The organism is Streptomyces sp. NPDC005728, assembly GCF_040630895.1.
In the GTDB taxonomy this organism is placed as follows: Bacteria; Actinomycetota; Actinomycetes; order Streptomycetales; family Streptomycetaceae; genus Streptomyces.
The window spans coordinates 18,029-32,794 of the sequence record NZ_JBEXYL010000063.1 but is presented as its reverse complement, the minus strand read 5'-3'; the positions used below and the strand labels follow the sequence as shown (position 1 = coordinate 32,794).

The following is a 14,766-nucleotide window of genomic DNA, read 5'->3' as shown; positions in this document are numbered from 1 at the left end:
TGTGAGTGCGGTCCGCTATGTAGTGCCGCAGGGGGAAACCTGGCCCGAAGGGCACAGGGAGGATCGTGCTCATGAAGTCGACATGGCCGTTGATCTGGTCATGAGCACTGGGGCTGCACTATCCCTGTCCTGGGCGATGGATGGTCTCAATGAAGGGATGGCGATCGGGCTTAGGGAACCTGGAGAGTCGGCCGCCGACTCGCCGGGGGACGCTGTCGACGTGAGCGACCATGCCGATTGGGAGAGGTTCCTTGGGGCGGAGATTGTGGAAATCGGCTCTGCCTGGCACGTTCCCAATGAAGGTTGCCCTGAAATGCCCTGGGCGTATCGCCTTGGATTCTCCAATAAGTCATTCCTGGTTGTTGCGCTAGGTACGGCCGAGGGAGAAGGGTTCACGTATATGCCCGATGAGCTAATCGTGTTCTTCGACGAGGGTCTCGCAGCTTCCTACAGGATCCCAGCGAGTGATACTTCTTCACGCGGATAGGTTGAACCGAGTCAGAGGATTCGGTAAGTGCCTGGTGCGGGACGCGTGATAGTCGAGCATTTTCATTTCTCGGAAAAATAGATCAAACAGGCCCCGCCGGAGTGATCTCCGGAGGGGCCTGGCGTCTTGTGACGGCAACGCTGACGGCAACGTCAGCGGACGACGGCTGCCGAGGGCGGCGGCTCTCCGGAGTCGTCGCCCTCGGCCAGCATGCTGCCCAGAGTGTCGATGGCCTGGCGCTGGAGGCGGAGGCGGACGTGGGCGTAGACGCCGATGTGGGCGTGGCCGAGGAGTTCCTTGATGACGACGAGTTCGACGCCCTGTTCCAGGAGCAGGGTGGCGGTCGAGTGGCCGAGGTCGTGGAAGCGGATGCGGCGGAGGCCGGCCTCGCGGAGGAGCGTGGTGAAGGCGCGGGTGACCTCAGCCTTCTCCCGTCACCGGCGCTTCTTCCGCCACCGGCGCCTCCCCGAACCGCGCCAGTGCCAACGCCCCCGCCACAGCCACCGCGAACCCCAGCACCCCCAACCAGGCCAGCCCCTCCTTCGTCCGGTCGCCGAGCCAGATCACGCCGACCGCGGCCGGGCCGATCGTCTCGCCGATCACCAGGCCGGCTGTCGCCGTCGTCACCGAGCCGCGCTGCAGGGCGGACGTCAGCAGGATGAAGGCGGCGCCGCCACCGATCAGGAGGGCGTAGGCCGCCGGGTTGGTGAACAGATCGGCCGGCCGCAGCGAGTCGATCAGGCGGACCGACACCTCCACCACCCCGAACCCGAAACCCGCCCCCAGCCCCAGCACCAGCGCCCGCATGCGCCCGGACAGCCGCCCGCCCAGCAGCGCGAGCACCAGCATGCAGAGCGCCGTCGCGAGCATCGCCCACTTCAGGGCGTCGGAACCCTCCTGCTCCCCCTCCGGCCCGGACGCCAGCCCCAGCATCGCGAGTCCGGCGCAGACCACGCCCACCGCGCCCCACTCCGTGCCGCTCAGCCGGACCCGCAGCAGGCGCGCCGCGACCACCGCCGTCACCGCCAGACTCGACGCCAGTGCCGCGCTGACGGCGTAGATCGGAATCGACCGCAGCGCCGCGATCTGGAACACGAAGCCCAGTCCGTCCAGCGCAAGACCGGCCAGATACCGCCACTGCCGCAACGCGCGCAGCAGCAGAGCGGCTTCGCCGCCGCCGCCCGTACCGGCCTCTCGCGCGGCGACCGCCTGCAACACCGTCGCCGTACCGAAGCAGACCGCCGCGGCCAGGGCACACACCATTCCAAAGAGCACGAAGTGACTCTAGGGGAGAGGCGAACAGGCAACCCGCCTCGGGGCCCGCTCTCACCGGTCTCTAGGCTGACGGCCGAAACAGGCCAACCAACGGGGGAGACACCAGCATGGCCACCGCACGCCGACGACTCCGCTCGGGAACCGTCCTTCTCGGCGGCATGGGCCTCCTGGCCACCGCCCTGACCGCCTGCTCCTCCGCCCCGGACAAGCGCTGCGTCGATCGCGACAGCTACCGGCTCGCCAAGGGCTACAAGGTCGTCTCCGACAAGAACTGCAAGGTGACGAAGGCCTCCGTGAACGGGGCCTGGTACTACGGCGGCAAGAAGAAGGGCTCCTGGGTCAGCGGCGGTTCCTTCACCAAGCCGAGCAAGGGCTCGGGCTCCGGCTCCGGTTCGCGCGGCTCCTCGAACGACGACGGCTACCACAGCGGAGTGCACCGCGGCGGCTTCGGCGGCGGCCACGGCAGCTCCGGCGGCTGACCGAAAACCGGACCGGGATCCGCCGCATGGAACGCCGTACGACCACCCCCCGCCCCGGCTGGCAGCAGACCGTCGAGGAACAGGGGCTCGTCTACCCCCTCACCCGCCACCCCGACGGCGAGCTGCGCCCCTACTGGGACGAGAGCGCCTACTACGTCTTCACGCTGGACGAGGTCGAGGCGCTGGAGGAGACCGTCGAGGAACTGCACCGCATGTGCCTCGCGGCAGCCGAGCACATCGTGGCGAAGAACCGCCTCGCCGACCTCGGCATCACCGACCCGCGTATCGCCGGGGCCGTCACCGAGGCCTGGCACCGCCGCGCCGAACTCCCCTCCGTCTACGGCCGCTTCGACCTCTGCTACGACGGCACCGGCCCGGCGAAGCTCCTGGAGTACAACGCCGACACCCCCACGTCCCTGGTGGAGGCCGCCTCACCCCAGTGGTTCTGGATGGAGGAACGTTTTCCCGGCGCCGACCAGTGGAACTCCCTGCACGAACGCCTCGTCGACGCCTGGCGGAAACAGGCCGCGCTGCTCCCGCCGGGCAGCCCCCTGCACTTCGCGCACTCCTCCGCCGACGAACTCGGCGAGGACCTGATGACGGTCGCCTATCTGAAGGAGACCGCCGAACAGGCCGGCCTCGCCACCGACTGGATCTCCATGGAGGAGATCGGCTGGGACACCCTCTCCGGTCGCTTCGTGGACAACCGGCTCCGCTTCATCCGCAGCATCTTCAAGCTCTATCCGTGGGAGTGGCTCACCACCGACGCCTTCGCCGGGCACGTCCTCGACACCCTGGACAACGGCGGCGGCACCGGCACCACCCTGTGGATCGAACCCGCCTGGAAGATGCTCCTGAGCAACAAGGCCCTCCTGGCGATCCTCTGGGAGCTGTACCCCGGCCACCCGAATCTCCTTCCCTCCTACCTGGACGGCCCCCGCGAGCTGGCGCGATCGACCGGTTACGTCGCCAAGCCCCTGCTCGGCCGCGAGGGCGCGGGCGTGACCGTCCACGAGCCCGGCGCCCCGGCCGTCACACGCGACGAACCCTGCTGCTACCAGCAGCTCGCCCCGCTGCCCGCCTTCGACGGCAACCACGTCGTCCTCGGCGCCTGGGTCGTCCAGGACGAGCCGGCCGGCCTCGGCATCCGCGAGTCCTCGGGCCTGATCACCGACGAGTACGCCCGCTTCCTGCCGCACGTGATCCTCTAGGACGTCCCTAGGCCTCCAGGACCGCCCGCAGCTGGGCGAGTCCCCAGTCGAGGTCCTCCTTGCTGATCACCAGCGGCGGGGCGATCCGGATCGTCGCACCATGGGTGTCCTTCACCAGGACGCCCCGGTCCATCAGGCGCTCGGACACCTGCCGGCCCGTCCCGACGCTCGGCGCGATGTCGACCCCGGCCCACAGCCCGCGCCCGCGCACCGCCGTCACCTTGCCGGTGCCGAGCAGGGCGCCCAGCTCCCGGTGCAGATGCTCGCCGAGCTCGGCGGAGCGTGCCTGGTACTCGCCCGTCCGCAGCATCGCGATCACCTCCAGCGCCACCGCGCAGGCCAGCGGATTCCCGCCGAACGTCGACCCGTGCTCGCCCGGCCGGAACACCCCGAGCACCTCGGTGCTCGACACCACCGCCGACACCGGCAGGATCCCGCCGCCCAGTGCCTTCCCCAGCACATACACATCCGGTACGACGCCCTCGTGCTCGCAGGCGAACGTCCGCCCGGTCCGGCCCAGCCCCGACTGGATCTCGTCGGCGATGAACAGCACGTCCCGCTGCCGGGTCAGCTCGCGCACCGCCGGCAGGTAACCGGCCGGCGGGACGATCACGCCCGACTCGCCCTGGATCGGTTCGAGCAGTACCGCGACCGTGTTCTCGGTGAGCGCCGACCGCATCGCGGTCAGGTCGCCGTACGGCACGATCTGGAAGCCCGGCGTGTAGGGCCCGAAGTCCGCCCGTGCCTCGGGGTCGGTGGAGAAGCTGATGACCGTCGTCGTACGCCCGTGGAAGTTGCCGGTCGCGACCACGATCTTCGCCATCTCCGCGGGCACCCCCTTCACCCGGTACCCCCACTTCCGGGCGGTCTTCACCGCCGTCTCCACCGCCTCGACGCCGGTGTTCATCGGCAGCACCATCGACATGCCGCACAGATGGGCCAGCTGCTCGCAGAACGCGGCGAACCGGTCGTGGTGGAACGCCCGCGACGTCAGCGTCACCCGCTCCAGCTGCGCCTTGGCCGCCTCCACCAGCCGCCGGTGGCCGTGGCCGAAGTTCAGGGCCGAGTACCCGGCCAGCAGGTCGAGGTAGCGCCGCCCCTCGACATCCGTCATCCAGGCCCCGTCCGCGGTGGCCACGACCACGGGCAGCGGATGGTAGTTGTGCGCACTGTGGGCGTCGGCGGCGGTGATGAGCGTCTCCGTAGCGTTCACGGGAACTCCAGAGGGCCAGAGAGTCGGGATGCACCCCCTTTCTTATCCTCGCTCGCATGGTGGACGCGGGAACTGCACGATCCGGCGCGCCCGGTAGGCTGATCACCGGGTCGTGACTGGCGCGCTGGGATGGGACGGACCATCGGGGAGCGGCCCGAGTGGGAATGAGTGCCGTGCGCCTGGGCCGAACGTGAACGCTGTACGCACACCGTCCGGAGGTCCCCATGCCAGAGCAGTCCCCGTCCACCGAGTCCACTGCCTTCCGCGCCGCCCTCGACGTGATCCGTGCCGTCGAGCCGCGGGTGGCCGACGCCATCGGCCAGGAGGTGGCCGACCAGCGCGAGATGCTCAAGCTGATCGCCTCCGAGAACTACGCCTCCCCGGCCACCCTGCTGGCGATGGGCAACTGGTTCAGCGACAAGTACGCCGAGGGCACCATCGGCCGCCGCTTCTACGCCGGCTGCCGCAACGTCGACACGGTGGAGTCCCTGGCCGCCGAGCACGCCAAGGCCCTCTTCGGCGCCCGCCACGCCTACGTCCAGCCGCACTCCGGCATCGACGCCAACCTCGTCGCCTTCTGGGCCGTCCTCGCGGACCGGGTGGAGGCCCCGTTCCTGGAGAAGACCGGCGTCCGCCAGGTCAACGACCTCTCCGAGGCCGACTGGGCCCAGCTCCGCCAGGCCTTCGGCAACCAGCGCATGCTCGGCATGTCCCTGGACGCCGGCGGCCACCTCACCCACGGCTTCCGCCCGAACATCTCCGGCAAGATGTTCGACCAGCGCTCCTACGGCACCGACCCGGCCACGGGACTCATCGACTACGAGGCCCTGCGCGCCCAGGCCCGCGAGTTCAAGCCCCTGATCATCGTCGCCGGCTACTCGGCGTACCCGCGTCTGGTGAACTTCCGGATCATGCGCGAGATCGCCGACGAGGTCGGGGCGACCCTGATGGTCGACATGGCCCACTTCGCCGGTCTGGTCGCCGGCAAGGTCCTGACCGGCGACTTCGACCCGGTTCCGCACGCCCAGATCGTCACCACGACCACCCACAAGTCCCTGCGCGGCCCGCGCGGCGGCATGGTCCTGTGCGACGACTCCCTGAAGGACCAGGTCGACCGCGGCTGCCCGATGGTCCTCGGCGGTCCGCTCCCGCACGTCATGGCCGCGAAGGCCGTCGCCCTCGCCGAGGCCCGCCGGCCCTCCTTCCAGGACTACGCCCAGCGCATCGTCGACAACTCCCGCGCCCTCGCCGAGGGCCTGATGCGCCGCGGCGCCACCCTGGTCACCGGCGGCACGGACAACCACCTCAACCTGATCGACGTGGCCACCTCCTACGGCCTCACCGGCCGCCAGGCCGAAACGGCCCTCCTCGACTCGGGCATCGTCACCAACCGCAACGCCATCCCGGCCGACCCGAACGGCGCCTGGTACACCTCCGGCATCCGCATCGGCACCCCCGCACTGACCACGCGTGGCCTCGGCACCGCGGAGATGGACGAGGTCGCCGGCCTCATCGACCGCGTCCTCACCACCGCCGAGCCGGGCACCACCAAGTCGGGCGCCCCGTCCAAGGCCGCCCACGTCCTGGACCCGAAGGTGGCGGAGGAGATCGCCCAGCGGGCGACGGACCTGGTGGCGGGGTTCCCGCTGTACCCGGAGATCGACCTGGGCTGACCCGCCCAAAGGCGCACCGGCCGCTCACCGGCCGACCAGCCCCCGACGAGACTTCTCCCGCTGGGTGGCCCGGCAGCACGCCGGGCCACCCAGCGGCGCTGTTTCCCACCAGTTCCGGATCGGCATCAGCGACCTGAGAGAATGGTGAACATGGCCTCTGACCGACCCCGCGTGCTCTCCGGCATCCAGCCCACCGCCGGCTCGTTCCACCTCGGCAACTACCTCGGCGCCGTCCGCCAGTGGGTAGCCCTGCAGGAGTCCCACGACGCCTTCTACATGGTCGTCGACCTGCACGCGATCACGGTCCCGCAGGACCCGAAGGATCTGCGCGCCAACACCCGACTGGCCGCAGCCCAGCTGCTGGCCGCCGGCCTCGACCCCGACCGCTGCACCCTCTTCGTGCAGAGCCACGTCCCCGAGCACGCCCAGCTCGCCTGGATCATGAACTGCCTCACCGGCTTCGGCGAAGCCAGCCGCATGACCCAGTTCAAGGACAAGTCGGCCAAGCAGGGTGCGGACCGCGCGTCCGTCGGCCTGTTCACATACCCGGTCCTCCAGGTCGCGGACATCCTGCTGTACCAGGCCAACGAGGTGCCGGTCGGCGAGGACCAGCGCCAGCACATCGAGCTGACCCGCGACCTGGCCGAGCGTTTCAACGGGCGCTTCGGCCGGACCTTCACGGTCCCGAAGCCGTACATCCTCAAGGAGACGGCGAAGATCTACGACCTCCAGGACCCGTCGATCAAGATGAGCAAGTCGGCGTCCACGCCGAAGGGCCTCGTCAACCTGCTCGACGAGCCGAAGACGACGGCGAAGAAGGTCAGGAGCGCGGTCACGGACACCGACACGGTGATCCGTTTCGACGCCGAGAGCAAGCCGGGTGTGAGCAATCTGCTCACGATCTATTCGACGCTCACCGGGGCGGGTATCTCCGACCTGGAGGAGAAGTACGAGGGCAAGGGCTACGGCGCGCTCAAGACGGACCTCGCCGAGGTCATGGTCGAGTTCGTGACGCCGTTCCGGGAGCGCACCCAGCAGTATCTGGACGACCCCGAGACGCTGGACTCGGTCCTGGCCAAGGGCGCGGAGAAGGCGCGAGCCGTGGCGGCGGAGACGCTCGCGCAGGCGTACGACCGCGTGGGCTTCCTGCCGGCGAAGCACTGAGCAGGCGGCACCGAGAGGTGCTCAGGGGGCACAGAGAGGCGCCCGGAGGCACCGGGGAGCACAGCGGCGTACGCCGCACACACGTCCGACAGGGCGGAGCGCTGCACATCACTTCTGCTGCGCCTGCCCACAGGACATCCGTGGCCGTACAGTCGATAGCCGACGGCCCGGACGAAGAGGGCCGAGACGACATCGCGCGACGACAGGAGACGACGTGGGGACCGTAACGATCGGCGTGTCGATCGCGGTCCCGGAGCCTCACGGCAGCCTGCTCCAGGAGCGGCGCGCGGGCTTCGGCGACGCCGCGGCTCACGGCATCCCCACGCACGTCACCCTGCTGCCGCCGACCGAGGTGGCGGCGGCCGACCTGCCGGCGGTCGACACGCACCTCACGGAGATCGCGGCGGCCGGCCGGCCGTTCCCGATGCGGCTGTCCGGGACGGGCACGTTCCGGCCCCTGTCACCGGTCGTCTACGTGCGCGTCGTGCAGGGTGCCGAGGCCTGTGCCTGGCTGCAGCAGCGGGTCCGCGACGCCTCGGGGCCCGTGGCGCGCGAGCTGCAGTTCCCGTACCACCCGCATGTCACGGTCGCGCACGGCATCGACGAGGCGGCGATGGACCGCGCCTTCGCGGAGCTGGCGGGCTTCGAGGCGGAGTGGTCGTGCGCCGGGTTCGCGCTGTACGAGCAGGGCGCGGACGACGTGTGGCGCAAGCTGCGGGAGTACACGTTCGGCGGGTCGGTGGTGCCGCCGCAGGGGGGCCACGCCGACATCGAACGCGGGACGATCGCCAGCCGGTAGCCGGTAGCCGGTAGCCGGTAGCCGGTAGCCGGTAGCCGGTGGCGGCGGCCGGTCGGTCAGATCGGCAGCCTCCGGAACAGCGCCCGCGGTGCGTGCCGCAGAGCGGCCATCACCAGGCGCAGGGCGCCCGGCACCCACACCGTCTCCGAGCGGCGGCGCAGGCCCAGCTCGATGGCCGTGGCGACCGCCTCGGGGGTGGTGGCGAGCGGGGCCGGAGGCCGTCCGGCCGTCATCCGCGTACGGACGAATCCGGGGCGTACGACCATGACGTGCACGCCGGTGCCGAACAGCGCGTCGCCGAGCCCCTGGGTGAAGGCGTCGAGCCCGGCCTTGCTGGAGCCGTAGATGAAGTCGGCGCGCCGGGCCCGTTCGCCCGCGACGGAGGAGAGGACCACCAGGGAGCCGTGGCCCTGGGTCTGGAGGGCGCGAGCGGCGACCAGTCCGGCCGAGACGGCTCCCGTGTAGTTGGTCTGGGCGACCTGGACGGCGCGCACCGGGTCGCGCTCGTCGTGGGCCTGGTCGCCGAGGACGCCGAAGGCGAACAGCACCATGTCGATGCCGCCCTCGGCGAAGACCTTGCCGAGGACCGTCTCGTGGGACGCGAGGTCGAGGGCGTCGAAGGCGACGGTGCGGGTGTCGGCGCCCAGGGCGCGCAGGCTGTCGGCCGCCTGTTCCAGGGCGGGGGAGGGGCGGCCGGCCAGCCAGACGGTGCGGGTGCGGCGGGCGATCAGGCGGCGGGCGGTGGCCAGCGCGATCTCGGACGTGCCGCCGAGGACGAGCAGGGACCGGGGCAGTTCGGTGGCGTCCTTCATGACAGCCGACCGTATCGCCCGTATATGACCGTCTTGGCGAAGAAACGCGGTGTTGACGCCCACTCGGAGCGGGCACAGTCCGATCATGGACTGGCTGAAGAGGCTTCCCGGGGTCGGGCCGACCGTCACGTGGCTGACGGCCACCCACGCGTGGCAGTCGTACGAGCGCCTGGACCGGGTGAAGTGGACGCGGCTGGCCGCCGCGATGACCTTCATCAGCTTCGTGGCACTGTTCCCGCTGCTGACGCTGGGCGGTGCGATCGCCGCCGCCACGCTCAGCACGTCGCAGCAGAAGAACCTCCAGAACAAGATCGCCGACCAGATCCCCGGCCTCGCCGACCAGGTGGACATCAACTCCCTGGTCCAGAACGCCGGTACGGTCGGGCTCATCGCCGGCATCGTGCTGCTGTTCACCGGCGTGGGCTGGGTCGGCCAGATGCGCGACTGCCTGCGCGCGGTGTGGCAGCTGCCCGAGAAGGAGGAGAACCCGGTCCTGGCCAAGGCCAAGGACGCGGGCATCCTGGTCGGTTTCGGCGGAGCCGTCCTCGCCACGCTCGCCATCTCCACCGTCGCCTCCGCGATGGTGGGCTGGATCACCGACCAGCTCGGCATCGACCGGTCGGGCTGGGGCGGCATCCTGCTGCGGATCGCCGCGTTCGCCGTCGCGGTGCTCGCCGACTTCCTGCTCCTGCTCTACGTCCTGACCCTGCTGCCCGGCGTCGAGCCGCCGCGGCGTCGGCTGGTGGTCGCCGCGCTCCTCGGCGCGGTCGGCTTCGAACTGCTGAAGCTGCTGCTCAGCGGCTACATCCAGGGAGTCGCCGCGAAGAGCATGTACGGCGCGTTCGGCGTCCCCGTGGCCCTGCTGCTGTGGATCAACTTCACTGCGAAACTCGTCCTGTTCTGCGCCGCCTGGACGGCGACGCAGAGCGCGGAGAGCGAACCCGGCGACGTCAGGAACGCGGCCGACGGCGCATCAGATCCGGAAGCGGCCAGCGGCGGTTGACCAGGAACGCACCGCCGCCGAGCAGCACCAGCAGACCGCCCGCGACGGCCAGGGCGATCCCGACGCCGCTGGAACCGCCGCCCCCGGCGGTGGCGCTCGCCACCGGCTTCGAGCCGGACCCGCCGGTCCCCTCCGCCTGCCCGGCGGAGGCGGTGGCGCCGGGCTGGGCGGTGGACTGCGCGGCGTTCTTCGGCGGGACCAGCGCGCCCACCGCCTTGACCTTGCCGGCCGCCTGGAAGCCCCAGTCGAACAGCTTGGCGGTCTCCTTGTAGACCTCGTTGTGGTCGTGCTTCTCCGGGTTCATCACCGTGACCAGCAGCACCTTGCCGTTCCGCTCGGCGACACCGGTGAAGGTCGCCCCCGCGTTGGTGGTGTTGCCGTTCTTCACCCCGGCGATGCCCTGGTAGACGGGGACGTCGGTGTCGCCGCTGAGCAGCCGGTTGGTGTTGCGGATCTCGCCGGAGCCGAACTTCGCCGACACGGTCGAGCAGTAGTCGCGGAAGTCCTTCTTCTGCAGCCCGGAGCGGGCGAACAGCGTCAGGTCGTACGCCGACGACACCTGCTTCGGCGCGTCGTAGCCGTCCGGGCTGACCACGTGGGTGTCCATGGCCTGCAGGTCGTCGGCGTGGTCCTGCATGTCCCTGACGGTCTGTGCGACACCGCCGTTCATCGCGGACAGCACGTGCACGGCGTCGTTGCCCGAGCGCAGGAACACGCCGAGCCACAGGTCGTGCACGGTGTAGGTGCGGCCCTCCTTTATCCCGACCACGCTGGAGCCGACGCCCATGCCCGCCAGGTCGGTCGGTGCCACCTTGTGCTCGGTCGTCTTCGGGAACCTCGGCAGCACGGTGTCCGCGAACAGCATCTTCAGGGTGCTCGCCGGGGGCAGCTGCCAGTGCGCGTTGTGCGCGGCGAGGATCTCGCCGGACTCGGCGTCGGAGATGAGCCACGAGCGGGCGGTGAGGTCCTTGGGGAGCACGGGCACACCGTCGGCGAGGTTCACCTGTGTCCCGGGCAGTCCGAGCCGGGCTCCGCCCACCTGTGACATCTGCGCCGGCGGCGTGGCCGTCGGGCTGGTCGAGGGGGTCGGGGCCGCGAGGGCGGCGGGCGCGGTGGCGGCCAGGGACAGCAGCGTGGCAGTGGTGACCAGCAGGGAACCCCTGACGGTCTTCTTGGGAGCGGGCACGGTCGAGAACGTACCTGCCACGGACTGCGAAGTCCCGCCCCGCCCCCCACCCCGGCCAAGGAACCGGACACCGGACGGCGATACTGGTCTCATGAAGCTCAGCCGCCCGGTCTCCTGGTTCCTGCTCGCCTTCGGGGTGTGGAGCTGGGTCATCTGGGTCACTTTCGTCAAGAACCTGATCAAGGACAGCAGCGGTCTCGCCTTCGACGACGGCCACCCGACCGCGTACTTCTGGGTGCACCTGCTGCTGGCGGTCGTCTCCTTCGTATTGGGGACGGTCATCGGGGTCATCGGGTTGCGCGGTCTGCGCGCACTGCGCCGGACGTCATAGCGGGGGATACGGCAGCGTGGTCATCGTCTTCGTCCTCGTGGCGCTGGTCGCCGTGGCCGTCCTGGTGCTCGGCCACTGGTACGTGTGGCGCCGCCTGGTCCGGGACACGACGCGCGGCCCGGGCCTCGCCCGCCGCGCCGGCACGGCGGTCTTCGTCGCCGGTCCGCTGCTGATGATCACGGCCCTGGTCGCCGAACGCTCCGGCGCCCCCTTCTGGCTCCAGCGCACGCTCGCCTGGCCCGGGTTCCTGTGGATGGCGCTCGCGCTGTACCTGCTGCTGGCGACGGTGGCGGGGGAGGCCGTACGGCCCCTGCTGCGCCGCTCCATGGCCCGGCGGGCGAGCGCCGCGACCTCCGTGCGGGAGCCGGAGACCGTACCGGCGGGGGCGGCGCAGGCGAGCGGAACCCAGCCCGCGCCCGTGCCGAGCGTGCGCGAGTCTGTGCCGAGCGGGTCCGAGTCCGTGTCGGGCGAACGCGCGCCGGCGCCGAGTGCGTCCGAGCCCGCGCCCGAGGGGCCCGGGGAACCCTCCCGCCGCCTCGTCGTCTCCCGGGTCGTCGGCGGGGCCGCCGCGGCCGTCGCCGCGGGGACCGTCGGCTACGGCACCTACGGCGTCCTGCGCGGGCCGCGCGTGAAACGGGTCACCGTCCCGCTCGCCAAGCTGCCGCGCGCCGCGCACGGTTTCCGGATCGCGGTCGTCAGCGACATCCACCTGGGCCCCGTGCTGGGCCGCGGCTTCGCGCAGCGGGTCGTCGACACCGTCAACGCGACCCGGCCCGATCTGATCGCGGTCGTCGGCGATCTGGTGGACGGCAGCGTCAAGGACCTCGGTCCGGCCGCCGTGCCCCTCGCCCAGCTCACCGCCCGGCACGGCGCCTACTTCGTCACCGGCAACCACGAGTACTTCTCCGGCGCCGAACAGTGGGTCGCCGAGATGCGGACCCTCGGCCTGCACCCGCTGGAGAACGCCCGCACCGAGCTGCCGTACTTCGATCTGGCCGGGGTGAACGACCTCCAGGGCGAGAGCGAGGGCCAGGGCCCGGACTTCCGGAAGGCGCTCGGGGACCGTGACCCGGCACGCGCCTGCGTGCTCCTCGCCCACCAGCCGGTGCAGATCCACGAGGCCGTCCGGCACGGCGTCGACCTCCAGCTCTCCGGCCACACCCACGGCGGCCAGCTCTGGCCCGGCAACCTGATCGCGGCCGCCGCCAACCCGACCGTGGCCGGTCTCGACCGCTACGGCGACACACAGCTGTACGTCAGCCGGGGCGCGGGCGCCTGGGGTCCGCCCACACGCGTGGGAGCGCCGTCGGACGTCACGGTGATCGAGCTGGCCGCCACGCGCGCATGAACGCAGCCCCAACGGGCGCTTGACAGAAAACGCTTGCGGCCACTGTGAAGACGCTGTGAAACCCGGCGGAAACAACGCCTCGGTAAGTTCTTTCTCATTCGGTCGGATTGCTCTTCCCCCCGCTGAAACACGTGTGATTAGGTGAGCCGCGCCACTAGGGGAGTGGCGGTTTTGTGCTGGGCCAGGGGTAGGGCCTTGGCAGGCCTGGGGAGGGCACCACCATGCGATCTGTTCGCATGCGCATTCTCGTGACGCTGCTCGTACTCGCCGTCGTGGGAATCGGCGGCTGGCAGTTGCTGCCGTCACAGGAGAACAAGAACAAGACCATCAGGGTCGGCACGACGGACGCCGTCACCTCGCTGGACCCGGCCGGCGCCTACGACGCCGGTTCCTGGGCCCTGTTCAGCAACGTCTTCCAGACGCTGCTGACCTTCGAGCCGGGCGGTGTCGAACCGGTCCCGGACGCGGCGAAGAGCTGCGGTTTCGAGGCGGGCGGCCTGACCAACTACCAGTGCAGGCTGCGCGACGACATCACCTTCCCGAGCGGACGCAAGATGACCGCCGAGGACGTGAAGTACTCCTTCGAGCGGGTCAAGAGGATCAACTCCGAGGTCGGCCCGGCGTCCCTCTTCTCCACCCTCGGCTCGGTGACCGCGGACGACGCGACGACGGTGACCTTCCACCTGTCGTCCCCGGACGCCACCTTCCCGCTGAAGGCCGCGACCGGCGCCGGTTCGATCGTCGACAAGGACAAGTACCCGGCCCGCTCCCTGCGTACCGACACCGGCGTCGACGGCACCGGCCCGTACACGCTGACTTCGTACACGAAGGACACGAAGGCCGTCCTGGCGCCGTACGAGGGCTACAAGGGCTATCTCAGCGGCACCGGCCGCCCCGTCGAGCTGCGCTACTTCACGGACTCGCAGAAGCTGGACAGCGCGTGGAAGGCCAAGCAGGTCGACGTCGCCACCCGGACGCTGCCGCCGAACGTGCTCTCCGAACTGAACCCGAGCGATCCCGCCCAGCGCGTCACCGAGTCCGACAGCTCCGAGATCCGCAACCTCTACCTCAACACCCGTGCGGCTTCCCCGCTGCACGACGTGCGCGTGCGCCGCGCCATGGCCTGGCTGGTCAACCGAGAGCAGCTGGCGGCCAAGGTGTACGAGGGCACGGTCGACCCGCTGTACTCGCTGATCCCGACCGGCATCACCGGCCACACCACGTCCTTCTTCGACACCTACCCGCAGCAGAGCACCAAGAAGGCGCGGGAGCTGCTCACCGAGGCCGGGGTGACCCTGCCCGTGCGCTTCACCTTCGGCTACGGCAAGGGCCGGGGGGCCGGCGAGGAAGAGGCCGCGGCGCTGAAGAAGCAGCTGGAGGCGGGCGGCCTGTTCAAGGTGGACGTCCAGGGCTACGAGTGGACCGACTTCCAGAAGCGCTGGGCCGCCGGGAAGATGGACGCCTGGGCGGTCGGCTGGGTGGCCGACTATCCCGACCCGGACACCTTCGGCTCCCCGCTCGTCGGCACCGGCTCCACCATGAGCACCGGCTACAGCAACAAGGTCGTCGACCACCTCATCCTGGACAGCCAGCAGTACGCCGACCGCACGCGGGCCGTCGCCGACTTCCGTGAGATCCAGGGGGACGTGGCGGCCGACGTGCCGCTGATCCCGCTGTGGCAGCGCAAGGAGTACGTGGTCAGCACGGAGGACGTCGGCGGCGGCCAGTACCTCTCGGACGGCACGGGCGTGTTCCGCCTGTGGCGCCTGCAGTGGATCTGACCTC

At 70.5% G+C, this 14,766-nt stretch carries 14 protein-coding genes, 1 pseudogene and 1 riboswitch; of the genes and pseudogenes, 10 read left to right on the top strand and 5 right to left on the bottom strand.

The genetic code is table 11. The features are described 5' to 3' along the window. The first annotated feature begins 82 nt into the window (after nt 1-82). Complete coding sequence (locus ABZ471_RS32640) at nt 83-487, top strand: hypothetical protein (protein WP_359071511.1); 405 nt, start codon at nt 83-85, stop codon at nt 485-487. A 152-nt stretch (nt 488-639) separates the two neighbouring features. Here ABZ471_RS32640 and ABZ471_RS32635 read toward each other — a convergent pair. Next, nucleotides 640-906: pseudogene (locus tag ABZ471_RS32635) on the bottom strand (tyrosine-type recombinase/integrase); the annotation flags it as partial. 1 nt (nt 907) lies between these two features. Beyond that, nucleotides 908-1,750: a DMT family transporter gene (locus ABZ471_RS32630; protein ID WP_359071537.1), complete on the bottom strand. Its 843-nt coding sequence runs from the start codon at nt 1,748-1,750 to the stop codon at nt 908-910. A 119-nt stretch (nt 1,751-1,869) separates the two neighbouring features. Here ABZ471_RS32630 and ABZ471_RS32625 point away from each other — a divergent pair, with 119 nt between their 5' ends. Both ABZ471_RS32625 and ABZ471_RS32620 read left to right on the top strand, forming a co-directional pair. Then, a complete protein-coding gene (locus tag ABZ471_RS32625; protein WP_359071510.1) occupies nt 1,870-2,241 on the top strand; it encodes a hypothetical protein in 372 nt (123 codons plus the stop codon). Between the two features lie 26 nt (nt 2,242-2,267). After that, nucleotides 2,268-3,452, top strand: coding sequence for a glutathionylspermidine synthase family protein (locus ABZ471_RS32620; RefSeq protein WP_359071508.1), 1,185 nt, complete (start codon nt 2,268-2,270; stop codon nt 3,450-3,452). A 7-nt stretch (nt 3,453-3,459) separates the two neighbouring features. On the opposite strand, the gene rocD is transcribed toward ABZ471_RS32620, so the two are convergent. After that, nucleotides 3,460-4,665 carry an ornithine--oxo-acid transaminase gene (rocD, locus tag ABZ471_RS32615; RefSeq protein WP_359071506.1) on the bottom strand — a complete coding sequence of 402 codons (1,206 nt, stop codon included), beginning with the start codon at nt 4,663-4,665 and terminating at the stop codon, nt 3,460-3,462. Between the two features lie 102 nt (nt 4,666-4,767). Then, nucleotides 4,768-4,857: riboswitch (ZMP/ZTP riboswitch) on the top strand. A 32-nt stretch (nt 4,858-4,889) separates the two neighbouring features. Here rocD and ABZ471_RS32610 point away from each other — a divergent pair. The 3 genes from ABZ471_RS32610 to ABZ471_RS32600 all read left to right on the top strand — a co-directional run bounded on the left by ABZ471_RS32610 (nt 4,890) and on the right by ABZ471_RS32600 (nt 8,301). Continuing rightward, complete coding sequence (locus tag ABZ471_RS32610; protein WP_359071505.1) at nt 4,890-6,338, top strand: glycine hydroxymethyltransferase; 1,449 nt, start codon at nt 4,890-4,892, stop codon at nt 6,336-6,338. 150 nt (nt 6,339-6,488) lie between these two features. Next, nucleotides 6,489-7,502, top strand: coding sequence for a tryptophan--tRNA ligase (trpS, locus tag ABZ471_RS32605; RefSeq protein ID WP_359071504.1), 1,014 nt, complete (start codon nt 6,489-6,491; stop codon nt 7,500-7,502). A 214-nt stretch (nt 7,503-7,716) separates the two neighbouring features. Then, the gene (locus ABZ471_RS32600; protein WP_359071502.1) at nt 7,717-8,301 is read left to right on the top strand and encodes a 2'-5' RNA ligase family protein; all 585 of its coding nucleotides are present in this window, start codon (nt 7,717-7,719) and stop codon (nt 8,299-8,301) included. Between the two features lie 56 nt (nt 8,302-8,357). Here ABZ471_RS32600 and ABZ471_RS32595 read toward each other — a convergent pair whose 3' ends face one another. Next, complete coding sequence (locus ABZ471_RS32595; protein ID WP_359071501.1) at nt 8,358-9,113, bottom strand: decaprenylphospho-beta-D-erythro-pentofuranosid-2-ulose 2-reductase; 756 nt, start codon at nt 9,111-9,113, stop codon at nt 8,358-8,360. Between the two features lie 85 nt (nt 9,114-9,198). On the opposite strand from ABZ471_RS32595, the gene ABZ471_RS32590 reads away from it, so the two are divergent. Beyond that, nucleotides 9,199-10,116 (top strand): YihY/virulence factor BrkB family protein, encoded by a 918-nt coding sequence (locus ABZ471_RS32590; protein ID WP_359071499.1) that lies wholly within the window; start codon nt 9,199-9,201, stop codon nt 10,114-10,116. Here ABZ471_RS32590 and ABZ471_RS32585 read toward each other — a convergent pair. After that, a complete protein-coding gene (locus ABZ471_RS32585) occupies nt 10,064-11,302 on the bottom strand; it encodes a D-alanyl-D-alanine carboxypeptidase (RefSeq protein WP_359071497.1) in 1,239 nt (412 codons plus the stop codon). The genes ABZ471_RS32590 and ABZ471_RS32585 overlap by 53 nt on opposite strands. A gap of 91 nt (nt 11,303-11,393) precedes the next feature. Between ABZ471_RS32585 and ABZ471_RS32580 the strand changes: the two genes are divergently transcribed. The 3 genes from ABZ471_RS32580 (at nt 11,394) to ABZ471_RS32570 (ending at nt 14,762) form a co-directional block, all read left to right on the top strand. Next, the gene (locus ABZ471_RS32580; protein WP_316747584.1) at nt 11,394-11,633 is read left to right on the top strand and encodes an SCO4848 family membrane protein; all 240 of its coding nucleotides are present in this window, start codon (nt 11,394-11,396) and stop codon (nt 11,631-11,633) included. 16 nt (nt 11,634-11,649) lie between these two features. After that, on the top strand, nt 11,650-12,981 hold the full coding sequence (locus tag ABZ471_RS32575; RefSeq protein ID WP_359071495.1) for a metallophosphoesterase: 1,332 nt from the start codon (nt 11,650-11,652) through the stop codon (nt 12,979-12,981). Between the two features lie 236 nt (nt 12,982-13,217). Continuing rightward, a complete protein-coding gene (locus ABZ471_RS32570; RefSeq protein WP_359071493.1) occupies nt 13,218-14,762 on the top strand; it encodes an ABC transporter substrate-binding protein in 1,545 nt (514 codons plus the stop codon). The last annotated feature ends 4 nt before the right edge of the window (nt 14,763-14,766 follow it).

What these genes read in the sequence shown, in the direction of transcription:
- ABZ471_RS32640 (WP_359071511.1), top strand. Translation starts at nt 83, where the DNA reads ATGGCCGTTGATCTGGTCATGAGCACTGGGGCTGCACTATCCCTGTCC.
- ABZ471_RS32630 (WP_359071537.1), bottom strand. Translation starts at nt 1,750, where the DNA reads ATGGTGTGTGCCCTGGCCGCGGCGGTCTGCTTCGGTACGGCGACGGTG.
- ABZ471_RS32625 (WP_359071510.1), top strand. Translation starts at nt 1,870, where the DNA reads ATGGCCACCGCACGCCGACGACTCCGCTCGGGAACCGTCCTTCTCGGC.
- ABZ471_RS32620 (WP_359071508.1), top strand. Translation starts at nt 2,268, where the DNA reads ATGGAACGCCGTACGACCACCCCCCGCCCCGGCTGGCAGCAGACCGTC.
- ABZ471_RS32610 (WP_359071505.1), top strand. Translation starts at nt 4,890, where the DNA reads ATGCCAGAGCAGTCCCCGTCCACCGAGTCCACTGCCTTCCGCGCCGCC.
- trpS (WP_359071504.1), top strand. Translation starts at nt 6,489, where the DNA reads ATGGCCTCTGACCGACCCCGCGTGCTCTCCGGCATCCAGCCCACCGCC.
- ABZ471_RS32595 (WP_359071501.1), bottom strand. Translation starts at nt 9,113, where the DNA reads ATGAAGGACGCCACCGAACTGCCCCGGTCCCTGCTCGTCCTCGGCGGC.
- ABZ471_RS32590 (WP_359071499.1), top strand. Translation starts at nt 9,199, where the DNA reads ATGGACTGGCTGAAGAGGCTTCCCGGGGTCGGGCCGACCGTCACGTGG.
- ABZ471_RS32580 (WP_316747584.1), top strand. Translation starts at nt 11,394, where the DNA reads ATGAAGCTCAGCCGCCCGGTCTCCTGGTTCCTGCTCGCCTTCGGGGTG.
- ABZ471_RS32570 (WP_359071493.1), top strand. Translation starts at nt 13,218, where the DNA reads ATGCGCATTCTCGTGACGCTGCTCGTACTCGCCGTCGTGGGAATCGGC.